General features: G+C 31.5%; 12 protein-coding genes. 8 read left to right on the top strand and 4 right to left on the bottom strand.

The genetic code is table 11. The annotated features are described in order from the left end of the window. Positions 1–50: 50 nt before the first annotated feature. Together dprA and WHD54_RS06005 are read left to right on the top strand one after the other, a co-directional pair. The gene (dprA, locus tag WHD54_RS06010; RefSeq protein ID WP_088324309.1) at positions 51–1,151 is read left to right on the top strand and encodes a DNA-processing protein DprA; all 1,101 of its coding nucleotides are present in this window, start codon (positions 51–53) and stop codon (positions 1,149–1,151) included. A gap of 34 nt (positions 1,152–1,185) precedes the next feature. Next, a complete protein-coding gene (locus tag WHD54_RS06005) occupies positions 1,186–2,253 on the top strand; it encodes a hypothetical protein (RefSeq protein ID WP_088324310.1) in 1,068 nt (355 codons plus the stop codon). 12 nt (positions 2,254–2,265) lie between these two features. Here WHD54_RS06005 and WHD54_RS06000 read toward each other — a convergent pair whose 3' ends face one another. The 4 genes from WHD54_RS06000 to WHD54_RS05985 all read right to left on the bottom strand — a co-directional run bounded on the left by WHD54_RS06000 (position 2,266) and on the right by WHD54_RS05985 (position 9,376). Beyond that, positions 2,266–3,126: a DMT family transporter gene (locus WHD54_RS06000; RefSeq protein WP_088324311.1), complete on the bottom strand. Its 861-nt coding sequence runs from the start codon at positions 3,124–3,126 to the stop codon at positions 2,266–2,268. A 76-nt stretch (positions 3,127–3,202) separates the two neighbouring features. Continuing rightward, positions 3,203–6,547 (bottom strand): transcription-repair coupling factor, encoded by a 3,345-nt coding sequence (gene mfd, locus WHD54_RS05995; protein WP_088324312.1) that lies wholly within the window; start codon positions 6,545–6,547, stop codon positions 3,203–3,205. Between the two features lie 107 nt (positions 6,548–6,654). Then, complete coding sequence (locus WHD54_RS05990) at positions 6,655–7,137, bottom strand: thioredoxin family protein (RefSeq protein WP_088324313.1); 483 nt, start codon at positions 7,135–7,137, stop codon at positions 6,655–6,657. Positions 7,138–7,141: 4 nt separating this feature from the next. Continuing rightward, positions 7,142–9,376, bottom strand: a complete 2,235-nt coding sequence (locus WHD54_RS05985; RefSeq protein WP_088324314.1) for a TonB-dependent receptor — start codon at positions 9,374–9,376, stop codon at positions 7,142–7,144. Positions 9,377–9,488: 112 nt separating this feature from the next. On the opposite strand from WHD54_RS05985, the gene WHD54_RS05980 reads away from it, so the two are divergent. The 6 genes from WHD54_RS05980 (at position 9,489) to WHD54_RS05955 (ending at position 17,769) form a co-directional block, all read left to right on the top strand. Further along, positions 9,489–10,145 carry a metal-dependent transcriptional regulator gene (locus tag WHD54_RS05980; RefSeq protein WP_088324315.1) on the top strand — a complete coding sequence of 219 codons (657 nt, stop codon included), beginning with the start codon at positions 9,489–9,491 and terminating at the stop codon, positions 10,143–10,145. Further along, positions 10,142–10,978, top strand: a complete 837-nt coding sequence (locus WHD54_RS05975; protein WP_088324316.1) for a ZIP family metal transporter — start codon at positions 10,142–10,144, stop codon at positions 10,976–10,978. Before WHD54_RS05980 ends, WHD54_RS05975 begins: the two co-directional genes overlap by 4 nt. Before the next feature lie 111 nt (positions 10,979–11,089). Next, positions 11,090–11,764, top strand: a complete 675-nt coding sequence (locus WHD54_RS05970) for a hypothetical protein (protein ID WP_088324317.1) — start codon at positions 11,090–11,092, stop codon at positions 11,762–11,764. Between the two features lie 142 nt (positions 11,765–11,906). Beyond that, the gene (locus WHD54_RS05965; RefSeq protein WP_088324318.1) at positions 11,907–15,059 is read left to right on the top strand and encodes a UvrD-helicase domain-containing protein; all 3,153 of its coding nucleotides are present in this window, start codon (positions 11,907–11,909) and stop codon (positions 15,057–15,059) included. Positions 15,060–15,107: 48 nt separating this feature from the next. Next, entirely contained in the window at positions 15,108–16,301 is a 1,194-nt protein-coding gene (gene kbl, locus WHD54_RS05960; RefSeq protein WP_088324319.1) for a glycine C-acetyltransferase, read from the top strand. 115 nt (positions 16,302–16,416) lie between these two features. Beyond that, positions 16,417–17,769, top strand: a complete 1,353-nt coding sequence (locus WHD54_RS05955; RefSeq protein ID WP_088324320.1) for an OmpA family protein — start codon at positions 16,417–16,419, stop codon at positions 17,767–17,769. Positions 17,770–17,847 lie beyond the last annotated feature (78 nt).

The raw sequence follows: 17,847 nt of genomic DNA, 5'->3' as shown, positions 1-17,847 counted from the left end.
TAATAATTATCAACAAATTTTTTATATATTGTTATTCAAATTGTTATCCCTTGGAAGAAGAAAAATTATTGGCAATCTTACGTTTGCAAAAAAGTAAGGCTATTGGAGATATTCTAGCAAAGAAACTCATTGTAAATGTAGGAGATGTGGCGCAAATATTTAAAGAAAAGCAAACTACATTATCTAAAATAAACGGAATTGGCAACCACATACTTAGGCATCTTTTTGATAAGGAAAACATTACATTAGCTCAAAAAGAACTTCAATATATAAAAGATAATAACATTTCTTATTCTTATTTTTTAGATAATGAGTATCCAACCAATTTACAACACTGTATTGATAGTCCAATATTATTTTTTAAAGACGGAAAAATAGATTTTTCTAATTCTAAAATTATTTCTATTGTTGGTACAAGAAATATGAGTTCTTATGGTAGAGATTTTTGCGAAAAACTTATTGCAGATTTATCAATTTACAGTCCGATTATTGTTAGTGGATTTGCATACGGAGTGGATATTTGTGCACATAAGGCAGCCATAAAAAATAAGCTACAAACTGTGGCTGTATTGGCACATGGTTTTAACGAAATATACCCAAAAGCTCATAAAAAATATATGCCACATGTATTAGAAAATGGGGGTTTTATTACAGAATTTTGGCATCGTGAAGCACCATTAAGAGAAAATTTTTTAAAGCGTAACAGGATTGTAGCTGGTATTTCAAGTGCTACAGTGGTTATAGAATCTGCTAGCAAAGGAGGTTCTTTAGTAACTGCAGATATTGCTAATTCTTACGATAAAGATGTATTTGCAGTGCCAGGAAGAACTACAGATATTTATAGCAAAGGATGTAATAATTTAATTAAAAACAACAAAGCCTTCTTATTAAATTCGGCAGATGAAATAGTAAAAATGCTTAATTGGGATACCCCAAAAAAACTAAAAATAATTCAGAAAGAATTGTTTTTAATTTTAAGTGAAAAGGAGCAGAAAGTGTATGATTTATTACATCAAAAAGGAGCACAATTGTTAGATATGATTTCTTTGGAGTGTAACATTCCAATATATCAATTGGCATCTTTAATGTTACAAATGGAATTAAAAGGAATTACAAAACCTTTGCCAGGAAAGATGTTTGAACTCGCATAATTATTCTTACTTTTGATAAAAATCAACAGAAAAGATGGCGGTAGAGAAAAAATTGATGTCTAAAAAAAAACCTACATTTCCTGTAAATGATATGCTAAATGCGTATTTAAAAAACTATAACAGGAATATAAAAATACCTATTTTTTATGATGATTTACTTCGTTTTCAGGGTTCAGTAACGGTATACGATAAAGATGAGGAAGATACGCTTTGGGTACGAACATATTATTCTGAATACGACAGACAAGAAATTGATAGAAGTTTAAAAAAAGTATACACAATGTTGCATTCCGATGGGAATGACGATGGCATTCCGTTTTTAAGTGTCGATGCCATAGACTATTGTACTTTTGGAAATTCGAAACCCTTTCGAGTAAAAATTAGAAATATTTTAAATGACAACGCTACTTATTTTTATGTAAAAAAAGCAGATGCCTCTAGAATTTATGGTTTAGAATTAGAACATATTTTGTCTCCGCATAACATGAATTTCTTGGTATATAAAGATACTTTAATAGAAGAGCATATTGCCGGAATTCCTGGAGACGATTTTATTAGAGATTTTTTGCCAAAGTGTACCGAGTTAGAAAAATCGCAAATAGCCAAAGAGTTTGTAAAATTTAAAGAACGTTGTTTGGTTCGTTTGTTAGGAGATATGCGCTCTTATAATTATGTAATTACACCTACCCACGATTTTGATAGTATAGTTTATAAAATTAGAGCCATCGATTTCGACCAACAATCTTTTGAAGGAAATTTAAAAGTGTACAATCTTCAATTTATGAAAGAGAATTTTAAAATGATTGAAATGGTTGGTAAAAAGCTCGAAAATGATTCTATACGTCAATATAAAATAGAGGAACGTTCTTTTATGGCAAAAAGAATGATTACTGCTCCCAGAAGAACTACTCGATTAATAAAGTGTATGAAAGCAGATACTATTTCTTCTCCAGAAAATATAGCTTTATTAAAAGAACATCTTATAAAATATGTTGGAGATGTAAAGTTTAAGGATTGTAAAAATATGGGCGAAATTTTAGAGACTATATTAGCTTTTGTAAAGCGTAATTATTTGGATATTAGCAATAAAGAGTTGTTTTAACTTTTTAAATGCTTATTTCTTACTTCTAATACTTTCTATTATTACGGTTGCTAAAATTAAAGTTCCACCAATGTAGGTATTTGTAGTTGGCACTTCATTAACAAAAATAAAGGCAATAATAATACCGAATATAGGTTGTACACTGCTTATAATACTAGCAGTTGCTACAGTAAAATGTTGCAGAGAATTTACCATCATGGTATGACCAATTGCAGTGGTTAATAAAGCAATTAAAATTAGTAAAGGAAACTGATTACTAAAATTTGCTAAATTTTCATCTACCAATAAAACCGGAATCAATAAAAGTGTAACTATAATAAGTTGATACAGCATTAATGTACTCCCGTTATATTTTTGCACATGCTTTTTTGTGGTTAAGTTTCTCAAAGCGTAACAAAGAGCAGAAAAAACACCCAATAATATCCCTTTAGCTTCTTCATTTTCTAATGATATTTCAGGCACTAAAATAGCAACACCGACAAGTACCAAAATACCAAGTAAAATATGCATACCACTTAGTTTTTGTTTAGAAAAAAAGGGCTCTAGGAAGGCAGTCATCACCGGAAAAGTATACATAGACAACATACCAAGTGCTACGTTAGACAGTTTTAAGGCATAAAAGTAAGTTACCCAGTGCAGGCCTAAGAAAAAACCACTTACAATAAAAGAGTAGAAATCTTTTTTAGACGAAATCTTTAAACTAGTACCTTTAATTTTACAAAAACCATAAATAAAAAGAGCTCCAAAAAAACCACGAAACCATATAATTACCTCTGCAGGCATGTTTATGTATTTGCCCAAAACCCCAGAAGTACTAATAAAAAGCGTTGCTAATAGTAATAGAGATAAATTTTTGAAGTGTAAATTTCCCATGTTTTTTTGTGATATTATAAATCAGCTGTTTTAGAAAAAAACGATACTTTTAATCTAGTAAATTGACGGTTATTTTTTAAATTCTCTGCAGTGTTTCTAGGGCTTTTTTTACACTATCTATTTTAATAAATGTTACCAATAGTCGAAGTCCTTTTTTGGTTTCTTTTTCTTTCATTACACAACTTTTGCCATTCTCTTGTACATGTTTTAGCATATTAGTAAAAGCAGTAGTTTGATAAAAATTACTTTGCTGATCAGATACAAAGTAGCCAATCATTCTTTTTTGTTTTAGAATAATTTTTTCTAGGCCAAGTTTTTTTGCTAACCATTTTATACGTACCGAGTTTAATAAATCTTCTACTTGTGTAGGTATAGCTCCAAATCTATCTATTATTTCTAATTCAAATTTTTGAAGTGCTTCTTCGGTTTCTATGTCAGACAGTTTGTTGTATAAACTAAGGCGTTCGGTAACTGAATTTACATAATCGTCTGGAAAGAGAATTTCGAAATCGGTATCTATTTGTACTTCTTTAACATATTCTTTTGGTTTAGAAGTATCTGTTGGGTACAAATCTGCAAATTCATTTTCTTTTAATTCTTCTATTGCTTCTTGTAATATTTTCTGATAAGTATCAAAACCAATATCATTTATAAAACCACTTTGTTCGCCACCCAATAAATCTCCAGCACCACGAATTTCTAAATCTTTCATGGCAATATTTATACCACTTCCTAAATCAGAAAATAATACCAAAGCTTCTATTCTTTTTCTGGCATCATCTGTCATCATATGATAAGGTGGTGTAATAAAATAGCAAAATGCTTTTTTGTTGGAACGTCCTACTCTACCTCTCATTTGATGCAAGTCTGAAAGCCCAAAATTATTGGCATTATTTATAAAAATAGTATTTGCATTTGGTACATCTAAACCGCTTTCTATAATTGTTGTAGAAACCAAAACATCAAAATCATTATTCATAAAGCCAAGCATTAAATCTTCTAGCTTTTTACCTTCCATTTGTCCGTGACCAACGCCAATTTTTGCATTTGGCACTAATCTTTGTAGTAAACCTGCAACCTCTTTAATGTTTTCTATTCTATTATGAATAAAAAATACTTGTCCGCCTCTAGAAATTTCATAAGAAATGGCATCTCTAATTACCTCTTCCGAAAAACGAATTACATTACTTTCTATAGGATGTCTGTTTGGTGGAGGTGTTTTTATTACAGATAAATCTCTAGCAGCCATTAAGCTAAATTGTAAAGTTCTAGGAATTGGGGTGGCAGTTAGCGTTAAAGTATCTACATTTTCTTTTAACGTTTTTAACTTATCTTTTACTGCAACACCAAACTTTTGTTCTTCATCAATAATTAACAGCCCTAAATCTTTAAACTGAATTTTTTTATTGGTGAGTTGATGAGTTCCAATAATAATATCTACAGCACCCGAATTAACACCTTCTATAGCAGCAGCTTTTTGTTTGACTGTTCTAAACCTATTTAAATAATCTATTCTTATAGGAAAGTCTTTTAAGCGTTCGGAAAATGTTTTGTAATGTTGAAAAGCTAAAATGGTTGTAGGTACTAAAATAGCAACTTGTTTGCCATTGTCTACTGCCTTAAATGCGGCTCTTACGGCAACTTCTGTTTTCCCAAAACCTACATCGCCACATACCAATCTGTCCATAGGTTGGTCTTTTTCCATATCCTTTTTTACTTCTTGTGTAGCGGTAAATTGATCGGGTGTATCTTCATACATAAAACTACCTTCTAACTCGTGTTGTATATGGGTGTCTGGACCAAAAGCGACTCCCTTTTGCAGTTTTCTTTTGGCGTATAGTTGAATTAGATTAAAAGCTATATGTTTAACTCTTGCTTTTGTTTTTTGTTTAATTTTTTTCCAAGCGCCAGAGCCTAATTTGTATATTTTGGGAGCTTTTCCATCTTTGCCATTAAACTTAGATATTTTATGTAGCGAGTGTATGCTTACATATAAAATATCTCGTTCTCCGTATACTAATTTTATAGCTTCTTGTTTTTTTCCTTGAACATCAATTTTTTGTAAACCACCAAATTTTCCAATACCGTGATCCATGTGCGTTACATAATCACCAATTTCTAATTTATTTAACTCTTGTAAAGTTATGGCTTGTTTTTTAGCATATCCATTTTTGAGTCGAAATTTATAATATCTTTCAAAAATCTGATGATCTGTATAACAAACCAATTTATTATTTACATCTACAAAACCTTGGTATAATGGAAAAACTACTGTTTCGTAGTGTACAGTAGTTTCTGCATCGTCAAAAATATCATGAAATCTTTTTGCTTGCTGTTCATTCGAGCAAAAAATGTAGTTTGTAAAACCTGCTTTGTGGTATTCGTCTAAATTATTTATAAGTAAGCTAAATTGTTTATTAAAAGAGGGCTGTGGTAAGGTATTAAAAACAATATCGGTACTTGTATTGGGGCTGTTTTTTGTTGAATGATTACCAAAATAAACCACAGAGAAATGCTTCATTTCTTCGAGTATGAAGCTACCGTTACAGAATAGCTCTTCTGGTGTTGCGTGTTTTATTTCTTTTGATAAGTTGTTGTATGCATCTAATGCTTTGTCAAAAAATTTATTGAGATTTCCTTCTAAAACAGCAATATTTTTGGTAAAAATTACCGTATCACTTGCAATATATTTAAGAAAACTTTCTCTATTTTCTTGCAATGCCTTGTTCTCGACATTTGGCATAATTGCAATTTTTTTTAGTTTTTCTTTAGAGAGTTGTGTTTCTACATCAAAAGAACGAATACTTTCTATTTCGTCTCCAAAAAACTCTATTCTATAGGGTTCATCATTAGAAAAAGAAAAGACATCTATAATTCCACCACGAACAGAAAAATCGCCAGGCTCTGTTACAAAATCTACGCGTTTAAATTTATATTCGAACAATACTTCATTTACAAAGTCTAATGAAACGTTTTCTCCAACAGTTATTTTTAAGGTATTTTTTTCTAGTTCTTTTTTTGTAACTACTTTTTCAAAGAGAGCCGTTGGATAGGTTACAATTATAGCTGGCTTTTTTCGAGAGTTTATTCTATTTAAAACCTCCGAACGAAGTAAAACATTGGCATTGTCTGTTTCATCTATTTGGTATGGTCTACGATATGAACCCGGATAAAAAAGTACATTTTTATCTCCTAAAAGCTGTTCTAAATCGTTTAAATAATAGGCAGCTTCTTCTTTGTCATTAAAAATTAAAAGATAGGGTTTGTTAGTGTTTTTAAAGCTCTCTGAAATAACAAAAGATAAAGAAGAACCTACCAAATTCGATAGTTGAAAATGGTTTTTTTCTGTTTTAAGTTGTGTGTTTATCTGCGATATTAAGGCAGATTTTTGGTAATAATTTACAATGTTCTGCTTGCTCAAGCTACTAAAATTTTATGCAAATGTAACACGTATATCAATAAAAACCCATCAACAATTTTATTTTCTTATAGTTGTGGTAATATCTATTTGTTTTTGGTAGTAATTATTTAATTTAAAAGGAGCATTTTTTTAAGCATTTGTATCATTTTTTTCGATTTTGAAAATCCAACTATTTGTGTTTCTATTTCTAATCTTTTATTTAAAAAAATGGTGGTTGGATAGGCAATTATTCGGTTTTTAGCTGCCAGTTCATTTGCTAGTTCATGAATACCAGTATTATCTCCAGTGGCAATGTATGTATATTTTTTATTTAAAAAAGTGATATTTTTTTTAGACTCACCATTAAGCATGCTAAAGTAAAACTGATTGTTTAAAAGTGATACTAACTTCTTGTTTTTTAAAGTGGTATTTTTCATCGCAAAGCATACTTTGCACCAATCTGTGTAAACAAAAATAATGACTGGTTTTTGTTGCATTTTATATTTTTGTTCAAGTTCAGAAAAAGTATGAATTTTAAGTTGAGGCGATTCAGATTGACTGTAGTTATTTAACCACGACAATAGAAATAGTATATAAATAGCTTTTTTCATTCCTTTAAAATAATGTGTAACGCAATCCTAAAAACATTCTAATACCTTGGTTAGAAGCAAACATATAAGTTGGGTCGAAGGCAAGTTCAGGATTTTTTGTAGTATCTACACCTATATCAAATGGGTTGTTGGCGCTATTAATACTATTGTCAGGAGGCGTATAATTTAAAATGTTTTTGATACCGCCATATAGTTCCCAACTGTTTGAAAATTTTTTTGATACCTGAATATTTTGAATGCTAAACCAAGGCGAAAATTCTTTTCTAACATCTTTTTCACCCAATAAAGGTAATCGCATCGGGCCATATAAATTGCCGGTATAATCGATGGTTATATTATTATTTAACCGATATGAAATAGACCACACTCCACTAAAACGTTCTGTTAATATTTGTCGAATCTTTTGGTTGTTTTCGGTAATAGAAACATCCATTAATGTAGCCCCTGCGTTTATATTTAAACCGTTGGTAAATGTAAGGTCTGTTTGTAAAGAAATACCTTTAGAAACGGAGTATCCCTTTAGGTTTGCGTAGATTATTTTATTTGTGTCTGTTTCATAATCTGGTAAAATTCTATTGCTAAAATGTGTGTAAAATGCGCTGGCATCTATATTTATAAACACGTTTTCTGTAGTTACCTTTTTTACGTAGTTTAGGTTTGTGTTCCATGAAGTTTCAGGTGCTAATTTACCATCAAATTCTACTGTTCTTGCTCCTGTTAAAGCCGCATGATCTTCTGTAAAAACATTGGCAACTCGAAAACCATTTCCTACACTTAGGCGTACAATATTTTTGTTATCTTTAGAGTTCCACTTGTAGTTTATTCTAGGCGATACAATTGTGCCATGTATGCTATTATAGTCCCATCTACCACCCAACAAAAGTGTATGTTGTTTATTTATAGCAATTTCATCTTGTATAAAAATTCCTGGTAAGTGAACTACAGACGGGTTGTTGGTAATACCATTTTTTTTAGCTGTTGCAAAAGTACTATCATCATAAAAAGTATATCTATAGGCTACACCGAATAAGATGTTATGTTTATTGCCAATTTGTTTGTTGTACACCAATTGACCAAAACCTATTAGTTGTTTTGCATCATAATTAACAGTTCCATAAAAAGAATCTTGATAATGGCCATTTGCACTAAATTGGAACCTAATATTTTCTGTTGATGGAAATTCGTAGGTACCAAAAGTTTCCCATCTATTCGTGTAAATACTTTCTCCATATACACTATTTGTTCCTCTGTATTTTTTTTCCCAATTCATTTCTCCACCCCATCGGTCTTCGTATACATACCTGGTAGCTATAGAAAATAGTTTCTTGCTTTTTCGTTGGAAATTCATTTTATGAAAAATAGAAATTCTTTGCTGTAGCGTTACATCGGTAAAATTATCATGATTATTATCGATGCTATTCTGATACCTAAAATAGTTGATGCCTAAAAGGGCATTTACTTTCTTAGAAACGTTATATCTAAGACTTACATCTGTATTCGTTTCACTCCAAGAACTTATCATATTATCTGTAGAAATTATCGGGGCGTTTGTTGTTTTTTTGGTGATAATATTAATGATACCTCCCACAGCTTCAGAACCATACAAAGTAGATGCAGGTCCTTTAACAATTTCTACACGTTCTATTAATGCTTGCGGAATTCCCGTAAGGCCATACACAGTAGAAAGACCACTAACAATGGGCATTCCGTCTATTAAAACAAAAGTATAAGGTCCTTCCAATCCGTTTATATGAATATCACCAGTGTTGCAAATATTACAGTTTAATTGTGGGCGAACTCCATTTATATTTTGTAATGATTCGAAAATAGATGGTGTAGGGTTTTTTTTAAAAAAAGTTTTACTGTAAACCTCTACAGGTACAGGACTGTCTGTTTTTGAAACAGGTCTTAGAGTTCCAGTAATTACGATCTCTTTTAAAGAATCTTGTCCTTTTAAATCAGCATTTTTTGTTATTTGTTCATTAGCTACAATAGTAATATCAAAAGCAAGTTTTTTAAAACCAATACTACTAAATACTAACGTGTATTTTCCAGGAGGGATATTTTTCAGTTGATAAAATCCGTTTTGGTCTGTTGTTGTTCCAACACGTGTATTTTTAAAATATACATTAGCAAAAGGAAGTACTGTATTGTTGGCAGTTAATGTACCAGAAATACTATTGTTTTGACTAAAAACACTAGTAACAACAAACAAAAGAAGAATCGTTTTTTTGAACATTTACATTAGTTGATAATACTTTTTTGCAAATATAAAACATATTTTTAGACTTGTCTAAAAATATGTTTTATAAAAATAAATAGTATATATTTGTAAGACTAAATATTAGGGTATGTTTACACTCTCAGAAGAGAATTATTTAAAGACAATTTATCATTTAGAACACGAGACTAATAAAGGAATAAGTACCAATGCTATTGCAGAGAAACTAGCCACAAAAGCCTCTTCGGTTTCAGATATGATAAAAAAGCTATCGGATAAACAAGTGTTAAATTATAAAAAGTACAAAGGTGTAGTACTTACCGAGCTAGGTAAGAAAACTGCCGCTAATATTGTAAGAAAACATCGTTTATGGGAAGTGTTTTTAGTAGATAAATTAAACTTCTCTTGGGATGAGGTGCATGATGTTGCAGAGCAGCTAGAACATATTAAATCACAGAAATTAATCAATCAATTAGATCAATTTTTAGGATTTCCAACACACGATCCTCATGGAGATCCTATACCAGATAAAGAGGGTAATTTAAATACTATAGACAAAAGTTTATTATCTACTTTAACCAGCAATGAACATGGAGTTTGTGTTGGAGTCAATGATTCTTCGTCTGAATTTTTACAGTTTTTAGACAAAAAGGGCATTACTTTAGGCAAAAAAATAACTGTTATAGAAAAAGAAGATTTCGATGCTTCATTAATCATTTTAGTAGGAGAAAAAAAATTAACGATTTCACATAAAATTGCTAATAATTTATACATTAAAAAAGCATGAGTACATTTAATCAATTAGTAGAATTTGCAAAAGAATACCCTATTTGGGCGGCTCTATTTGCATCACTTTTTACCTGGGGTTTAACTGCGGCAGGCGCCGCTTTAGTGTTTTTTTTCAAAAAGGCTAATAGAGCAGTTTTAGACGGTATGCTAGGTTTTACTGGAGGTGTAATGGTTGCAGCAAGTTTTTGGAGTTTATTATCTCCAGCAATAGAAAACAGTCCTGGAGAAGGGTTTATCAAAGTAATTCCGGCTGCTATTGGTTTTGCTTTAGGAGCATTGTCTTTATTCGGATTGGATAAAATTCTACCACATTTACATATCAATTTTAAAGAAAGTGAAGTAGAGGGAGTTCAAACAGCATGGCATAAAACCACGTTATTGGTTTTAGCAATTACTTTACATAATATTCCAGAAGGATTGGCAGTTGGGGTGCTTTTTGGGGCTGCTTCTACACTAGTAGGCGTAGAGCAAACCGAAATGATTGTAGCAGCAATTTCTTTAGCAATTGGTATTGGTATTCAGAATTTTCCAGAGGGTTTTGCAGTAGCAATGCCTTTAAGAAGACAAGGTGTTAGTAGGTTTAAGAGTTTTTGGTACGGACAATTATCTGCAATTGTAGAACCTGTAGCAGCAGTTTTAGGGGCTTTAGCAGTATCGTTTTTTACCCCAATTTTACCTTATGCACTTGCGTTTGCAGCAGGCGCTATGATTTTTGTGGTAGTAGAAGAAGTTATTCCAGAAACACAAAGAGATAAATACACAGACATTGCAACATTAGGTTTTATTGGAGGTTTTATAGTAATGATGTGCTTAGATGTTGGTTTGGGTTAATAATTAGTAGTTGTATATTGTAGATTAGGTGTTTTTCACCTTTTAGATTCAGACTTTTTCATATGTGTTTTTTGAAATAAAATAGTAGTTTTGTAAAAAAAAACTATTATTATGAAAAGAACAACTTTAAAATTAGTTGCTGCATTTTTATTTGCAGTTTTAACATCTTGTGGTGGATTAGATCCAGTACAAAGCCTTCCAACAGTAGGAACCTATTCAATTTCTAATATTACTTTTACATCCGCAGTTTCGGGCGGAATTGTATTAAGTGATGGTGCAGATATAATTACCGCACAAGGTATTTGTTGGAGTACCTCACCAAATCCTACCATAAACGATAACGTTGTTGCTGCTACTACAGATACTTTTGTGTCTGACATTATCGGTTTGGGGCAACACGGCGGAACTTATTATGTAAGAGCTTTTGCCACCAATAGCTCGGGAACAGCCTACGGAAATGAGGTTTCATTTGATACTTGGAATTTAGATAATACGCTTTGGGATTTCTCATTAAACTATGACCCCTCAAACACTAATTATCCTGGTCAAGTAGATTTTTATGCAGATGGTACTGCACGTTGGGAAGAGCCCGCATATCCTGGGCAGTTTACATCAGTTGGCTTTTGGTCTGTAAACGAAAATATAGTTACCTATAATTTAACAGGTAACTCTACAGCAACTAGCTATGTTTTTACAGGTACTGTAACTAATAACAATACCATGTCTGGAACTTTTACTTGGAACACGAGTTCGCCAAAAACTTTTATAGCAACAAAAGTTCCATAATTTTAACTTATTTAATGGTAGAGTGCTCAATTTTGAAATTTCGAAATTGAGCATTTTTTTTGGCTATTTTTTCTTAGTGATTTTTCTGTAAATGAGGTCTTTTTTCTTAAATTCGTAGAATTCGTTTCTAAAAAAAATTCTCGTGCAAAAATCTGCAACTTTTCAAGTTTATAACGCCTCTGCCGGAAGTGGTAAAACATTTACACTGGTAAAAGAATATTTAAAAGTAATTCTTACCGCCGATGATATATTTACGTTTCAGAAAATTTTGGCAATTACTTTTACGAACAAAGCCGCAGGAGAAATGAAAGAGCGAGTTTTAGTAAACTTAGAAGAATTTGCAAATGGCATAGAAAATGATTTGTTTCTAAAAGTTGTTGATGAAACTAAGGTAGAAAAAGATAAAATTAAAGAAAGGAGTAAAAAAATATTAGAGGCAATTTTACAAAATTATGCAGCTTTTAATATTACTACTATTGATAGTTTTACTCATAAAATAATTAAAAGTTTTGCCCATGATTTAGGGCTTTCTCAAAATTTTGAGGTTGAAATGGATGCTGTTTCATTATTAAATCAAGCAGTAGAGGTAATTATTTCAAATATTGGAGTCGATGCTAAACTTACAAAATTATTAATTGATTATTCTCTAGAAAAAACAGATGACGATAAATCTTGGGATATCTCTAGAGACCTAGCAGAATTTGCAAAAATACTCCTTAATGAAGATGACCAAAAGCACTTTCAGAAGTTAGCGACCAAAAAATTTGAAGATTTCACCTCTCTAAAAGAAAAACTTCAAAAGGAAAACAAAGAAATTGAACAAGTTTTTGAAGAATTGGCAACTACAGTTCTAAACTTTATTAGTAATAACGAACTATCAGAAACCGACTTTAGCTATAAAGATTACCCAAATCACTTTAAAAAAATAAAAAATATTGCCGCTTTAAAAAGTGAAGATTTTAATTTTGAAGGGCGTTTATATAAAAAAATTGCCGCAAAAGAGAACTTATATTCAGCAAGTATACCTGTAGCAAATAAAGATATTATTGATGGTATAGCAACTCAGCTGCATGCTTATTTTTATACCTCACAAAAACTTTTTGAAACTTCTTTTCGTAAATATGCTTTTAACAGAGTTCTATTAAAAAGTATTACACAACTAGCGGTTTTAAACAATATAAATGCAGCGTTAGAAGCTATTAAAGAAGACAATAATATTCGATTAATAGCAGAATTTAATCAATTAATTGCCCAAAATATAAAAGATCAACCAGCACCCTTTATATATGAAAGAATAGGACATCGATTTTCTCATTTTTTTATAGATGAAATGCAAGATACCTCACTACTTCAGTGGGAAAATTTAATTCCTTTAATAGACAATGCACTCGCTCAAGAAAGTAGTAATTTGTTGTTGGTTGGAGATGGTAAACAAGCTATTTATAGATGGCGAGGAGGTAAAGCAGAACAATTTATTTCTTTAGGAATTGATGGAGAAGGTGGGCAAAATCCTTTTCAAGTTTCTAAAAAAATACAAGAGTTAGATACAAATTATAGGAGCTATTCTGAAATTATTAATTTTAACAATCAGTTTTTTCAACATGTAGCAAATTTTTTTAAAAATGAAGCTTACAAAAACATTTTTATAGAAGGAAACAAGCAGCTCGAAAATGCCAAAAAAGGAGGTTATGTTTCTTTAGATTTTTTGTTGAAGGAAGAGGATAAAGAAGAAAATAAGCTGAGGTATCCTAAAAAAGTATTAGAAAAAATTATAGAACTGAAAGAATCTTTTTCTTTGAGTGAAATTTGTGTTTTAACAAGGTCTAAAAAAGACGGAATAGCAGTTGCAGATTATCTTTCGGAAAACAACATAGATATAGTTTCAAATGAAACGTTACTATTAAACAATAATGCTAAAATTAAGTTTATAATTACTGTTTTAGAAATTATTCAACATCCTAATAATCAAGAATCAAGGTTTGAGTTCTTATATTTTTTACATGAACATTTGCATATTTCATTAGAAAAAAATCAATTTTTAGAAGAATATTTGGCAAAGAATAATGAGTTGCTTTTTCAAGATTTAAAACAATACGGAATTGAATTTCAGACTTCCATATTTCATCAAAAACCATTTTATGAAAAAATAGAAGAAATAATTAGAGGTTTTCAATTGATTGATTCTTCAGATGCCTATATTCAGTTTTTTTTAGATATTGTTTTAGAGCAGCAAAGAAAAGGAACAGATATTCAAGACTTCCTACATTTCTGGGATCTTAAAAAAGAATCATTAAGTATTGTTGCACCAGAAAGTTCAGATGCTGTTCAAATAATGACCATTCACAAATCTAAAGGTTTAGAGTTTCCTGTGGTTATTTTTCCTTGCGATGTAGATATTTATCAGCAAATTAAACCAAAAGTTTGGTTAGATGATTTGCCAAAAGATTTAAATTTTAAAGAACTGTTAGTAGATTATAGCAAAGATGTTGGTTTTATAAGTAAACGAGGTAAAGCCTTGTATGATTTTAGAAGAGAAGCCTTAGAGTTAGATAACTTTAACCTATTGTACGTGGCGTTAACAAGAGCCGTTGAGCGTTTGTATATTATTACAGAGAATTCTGTAAATAAAGCCGGTAGCGAAAATAAAAATATGTTTTCGGGCGTATTTATCAATTATCTCAAAAATAAAGAAATTTGGAAAAAAGACACATTTCAGTATAGTTTTGGAGACAAGAAAAGAGTAAGCGAATTTGTAAAGGTAAAATCAGCAACCGAACACCATCAGAAATTTATTGGAAACCCATGGCAAGACCATAATATTGTGCTTTTAGCAAACTCTTCTAAACTTTGGGATACCGCACAAGGTGATGCAATAAATTACGGTAATTTAATACATCAAATTTTTTCAAAAATTGTAAGTTATAAAGATGCTTCTTCTGTGCTTTTACATTTTTATGAACAAGGTTTTATGGATAAAAATCAATTGGAATCTATCACTACAATTGTAAATGCAATTGTTGCCCACCCAAAGTTACAGCCCTATTTTTCTGAGGATGTTACAGTTTTTAATGAACGAGAAATAGTTACCGAAAACCATCAAATAATTATTCCAGACAGACTCGTTTTTAATAAGCATAACGAAGTAGTTATTATAGATTACAAAACAGGAAACCCCTCTGAGTTGCATGTTTCACAATTACACAACTATTCGGCGGTTTTAGAGTCGATGCAGTTCACTGTAAAAAAGAAACTACTCGTTTATTGTAACCATAAAATAGACGTAGTTGAGGTATAAATAAAAAGAATAAACTTTGTAACTTTGTATTTATAATATTTACAAAATATGTACGGAAAAATTAAAGATACTTTAAAAAAAGAAATAGAAGAAATTAAAGAAGCAGGTTTGTATAAAACGGAACGTATTATTACTTCTTCACAAGATGCTGTTATTAAAATAGCGAGTGGTCAGGAAGTAATTAATTTTTGTTCAAATAACTACTTAGGTCTTTCCAATAACTCCGAGGTTATTAAGGCTGCAAAAGAGGCTTTAGACTCTCATGGATTTGGCATGTCTTCGGTTCGTTTTATTTGCGGAACCCAAGACATTCACAAACAATTAGAACAAAAAATTGCTTCATTTTATACTACTGACGATACTATATTGTATGCCGCTTGTTTCGATGCCAATGGTGGTGTTTTTGAACCACTACTAACAAAAGAAGATGCTATAATTTCAGATAGTTTAAACCATGCTTCGATTATAGACGGAGTTCGCTTATGTAAGTCGGCACGCTATCGTTATAACAACAACGATATGAGTTCTTTAGAAGAACAATTAATAGAGGCAAACAAACACAACCACCGATTTAAAATTATTGTAACAGATGGTGTTTTTTCTATGGATGGTATTGTAGCCAAACTAGATGAAATCTGCGATTTAGCAGATAAATATGATGCGCTAGTAATGGTAGATGAGTGTCATGCAACGGGTTTTATTGGTAAGACAGGAAGAGGAACTGTAGAGCTAAAAAATGTAATGAATAGAGTAGATATTGTTACCGGAACTTTAGGGAAAGCTCTAGGAGGCGCTATGGGAGGTTATACTACTGGTAAGAAAGAAATTATTGAAATTTTACGTCAACGTTCACGTCCTTATTTATTTTCGAATTCTTTGGCACCATCCTTAGTGGGAGGAGCATTAAAAGTTTTTGATATTATTTCTTCAGATACTTCGCTAAGAGATCAATTAGAGTGGAATACCAATTATTTTAGAACAGAAATGGAAAAAGCAGGTTTTGATTTGGTTGGTGCAGATGCAGCTATAGTTCCCGTTATGTTATACGATGCAAAGCTATCGCAAACAATGGCAGAAATGCTTTTAATAGAAGGAATTTATGTAATAGGGTTCTTTTTCCCTGTGGTTCCTAAAGAAAAAGCCAGAATAAGAGTACAGTTGTCTGCAGCCCATACAAAAGAGCATATAGACAAGGCTGTTGCCGCATTTATAAAGGTAGGAAAGGCATTAAATGTAATTTAGAATTGATAAAAACTTGTAAATTTGTTAATATTTTGTAGATTTGTCTTTGTAGATACGTTTTAAGAACTTACTTTTGCGTATTATAATAACGAACTTTTAATTTAAAAATTTGATAATGAAACATTTAAAATTAGCTGTGATAGCTTTGTTTACGTTGGCAACAATTGGTACCGTAAATGCACAAGATGAAAACAACCCTTGGGCTATCGGTTTTGGGGCAAATGTTGTAGATATCTACGGCAGTAATGATTTTGGAACGCAAGTGAAAGACTTGTTAGGTAATTCTGATTGGAACGCTTTACCTTCTATTTCTAGAATTACAGGAGAAAAATACTTAAACAAAGGTTTTTCTTTACAAGTAGCTGGAGCTTTAAATAAGATCCAAACTTTAGTAACAGAAGACGATTCAGATTTGCTATACTGGTCTGTAGACGCTATTGTAAAGTATGACTTAAATACTTTAATAGGTGAGACTGGTTGGTTTGATCCTTATGTATATTTAGGAGGTGGTTACACTTCTATTGATTCTCAAGGAGAAGGAATGTTAAATGGTGGTGTTGGTTTCAACACTTGGTTTAACGAAAACCTAGGTTTAAACTTTCAAACAGGAACAAAAAAAGGTTTTGCTGATGAGGTAAGATCTCACTACCAAACTACCTTAGGTTTAGTAATTAGATTTGGAGGAAAAGACACAGACGGAGACGGTGTGTATGACAAAGATGATGCTTGTCCAGAAGTTGCAGGTTTAAAAGACTTTAACGGTTGTCCTGATGCAGACGGAGATGGTGTAAAAGATTCTGACGATGCATGTGTAAACACTCCAGGTTTAGCAGCAATGAACGGTTGTCCTGATTCTGACGGAGATGGTGTAGCTGACAAAGATGATATGTGTCCTTCTGAAAAAGGAACTAAAGCAAATAAAGGATGTCCTGATACAGACGGAGATGGAGTTGTAAACAAAAACGACAAGTGTCCTACTGAAGCAGGTGCTGTTGCTAACGGAGGATGTCCTTGGCCAGATACCGATGGAGATGGAATCTTAGACAAAGATGACAAGTGTGTTAATGTAGCTGGTGTTGCATCTGAAAATGGTTGTCCAGAAGTAATTTCTATGAAAGCTAAAATAGGTATAGATACTTTTGCAAAAGCAATCTTATTTAACACTGGTAGAGCTTCTTTCAAAGCAGGAATTACTAAGCAATTAGATGGAATGATTTCTTTAATGAAAGAATATCCAAGAGCTGAGTTTGCAATTAGAGGTTACACTGATAACACTGGTAGCAAGGCGTTAAACTTAAGATTATCTGACAAGAGAGCAAATGCTGTTAGAGATTACTTAATTAAAAACGGAATCGATGCTTCTAGATTAACTGCAAAGGGTTATGGAATAGAAAGCCCAGTTGCTTCTAACAAAACTAGAGCAGGAAGAGCACAAAACAGAAGAGTAGAAGTTAAAGTTACAAACTAATAACTTTTAAACTATAACTTTTGAAGCCTCACCATTTTTGGTGAGGCTTCTCTATTTTAAACAGTTTCGTTTTAGTTT

Source organism: Polaribacter tangerinus, from assembly GCF_038024095.1.
Classification (GTDB): domain Bacteria; phylum Bacteroidota; class Bacteroidia; order Flavobacteriales; family Flavobacteriaceae; genus Polaribacter; species Polaribacter tangerinus.
This window is presented reverse-complemented; position numbering and strand designations above follow the sequence as displayed.